The organism is uncultured Campylobacter sp. (genome assembly GCF_937997595.1).
Classification (GTDB): domain Bacteria; phylum Campylobacterota; class Campylobacteria; order Campylobacterales; family Campylobacteraceae; genus Campylobacter_B.
This window is the reverse complement of the sequence record NZ_CALKTS010000253.1, coordinates 1-2001: the sequence shown is the minus strand read 5'-3', so window position 1 is coordinate 2001 and position 2001 is coordinate 1. Positions and strand designations below refer to the sequence as shown.

Below are 2001 nucleotides of genomic sequence, written 5' to 3'. Positions count from 1 at the left end.
TTTTGATACTAAGCGGATTAGCTACGGGCGCATCGTGGCTAGCGTATTTCAAAGCCCTGCAAATCGGCAAAGCCTATCAAGTAGCACCGATCGATAAACTAAGCGTAGTGCTCGTTGTGATCATAGCTGTGATATTTTTAGGCGAGCGCCCGAGTCTTCGCGAATGGCTCGCGCTAGCGCTCATTGGCGGCGGCGTAATGATTCTGGCGTTTAAGTAACGGTTGCGCCGCTACTGCTAAAAATTCTAAGGGTAAGTTTAGAATAAGTCTAAGTTTAGGCTCCCGAGCCTTTAAACAAACAACACATCTTGAGCTTGCTTGTTTTTTGTGCAACAGGAACCTACCTTGTCCTCTACATCCGACTTACTTACTCTTTTTAACCTTCTTTCCAGAAGCCTTTGACGAGCCGTTTTCTTTAGCATCATCGTTCATTTTATCCATAGAGCCTTTTACTTTACCACTCTGTTCATCCATAGAGTCCATATCCTCTTTTACTTTTTCCGCCTTGGTATTTGCCTTAGACTTAGTAGATTTGATAGTATCTTTGGCTTTTTTACTTGCTTTTTGCTTTACGGATTTTAGATCGCTTATATCGGTATGTCCACTTACGGCAAGATCATCTTTAATAAGCTCAAATCTTTTATCGCCTATGCCTTTAATGTTTTTGATATCCTCGATATCTTTAAATTTATTATCCTTGCGGTAATCTATAATAGCCTGAGCTTTTGCCTCTCCGATACCGGGAAGCGCCATAAGCTCCTCTTTGCTTGCGGTATTTAAATTTACGGCTGCCAACATAAAAGCAGGAAGCGATAGAAATAATGCGGATTTAAACAGGTTTTTCATTAAAAGTCCTTTGAGGTTGAAATATTTGTATTGCCAAATAAAACGTCTATTAGCATTTAGGGCTTTTGCATACCTATCCCGCGCCAGCGCTAGAAAAGGGGATGCGCCCATATGCTATTACGCCACCTTGCAATACGGTAAGGATTATATTTGCAGCGGGCTTAAAGGGAGATAAAATTTAAGTGGATATATTGAAATTTTATCTGCTCCGATCGTTTTATTAAATAAATACGTTAAATTTTAGCTTGATCTTAAAAAGCAGATAGGCGCTGATAAAGCTAGATATATTAAATTCAACAGCGCTTTTTTGCTCCTCTTTGGAGACCGAAAAGGATAAAGCTAGATATATTAAATTTAATACCGCAAGCATTGAAACGGGATTTGGATTTAAATCATATAAAAGGCTAGCAGGATAGTTTTCCCTACCTTGCCGCGCATGGATACTTTACACGTACGAGACTAGACGCATACGGCGAAGGGATGCTGGTATTATGAAAGGCACGGATACTTTACGTGCGAGGCCGGGCGGACGGTATTAATAAAATTTAGCTGCATTCATAAGCTTGCTTTTGTAGGACATGCTTTTTCTAAACTGATTTTTTATGGGACGTTTCATTATATTAAGTAACAGCGCTTGCCAAAGCTTTATTTGGCATCTAGTTTAAATCATACAGAAAGCTTTATAAGTGCCGGTGGCTTTATAATTTAGATATAAAAACGTGGCAATGTATTAAAAAACGAACGAATGGATAAATCATAAATGAGGCTAAGAGAGGTTAGAATAAGATCGCGCCATAGAAGTTAAAAAGCAAACGCAACAGAAGGTTCACGACGCTGCAAGACTTCCTTAAAATGAACATAAACTATAAAAATAGTATAGAAAAATGACACGAACGAGCAAGTATTATAGAAAAATTTCAATCCGTATCATTTTTCACTCAATATAAGTCAAATTTAATGCAGAGTTTTAAGATTTTATATTGATGGAGGATTAGATTTAAAATTTGTATTTACAGAAGGTTCTAAAATTCTAAGAAGGCTATGGAATTTTAAATTTATCAAGCAATATTTATTGGCTAAAAAAGCGATAAGCTAAAGACACCGGAATAGAATTTAAATTGAAAATTGTATGGAAAGTTATGGAATTTTAACAAAG

1 protein-coding gene and 1 pseudogene are annotated in these 2001 nt (G+C 37.2%); one reads left to right on the top strand and one right to left on the bottom strand.

Annotated elements, in window-relative coordinates; genetic code table 11:
- Positions 1–218, top strand: a 218-nt coding sequence (locus Q0614_RS08445; protein ID WP_298787992.1) for an EamA family transporter, incomplete at its 5' end; no start/stop codon positions are given.
- Between the two features lie 387 nt (positions 219–605).
- On the opposite strand, the pseudogene Q0614_RS08440 reads toward Q0614_RS08445, so the two are convergent.
- A pseudogene (locus Q0614_RS08440) lies at positions 606–845 on the bottom strand (helix-hairpin-helix domain-containing protein); the annotation flags it as partial.
- Positions 846–2001: the final 1156 nt, after the last annotated feature.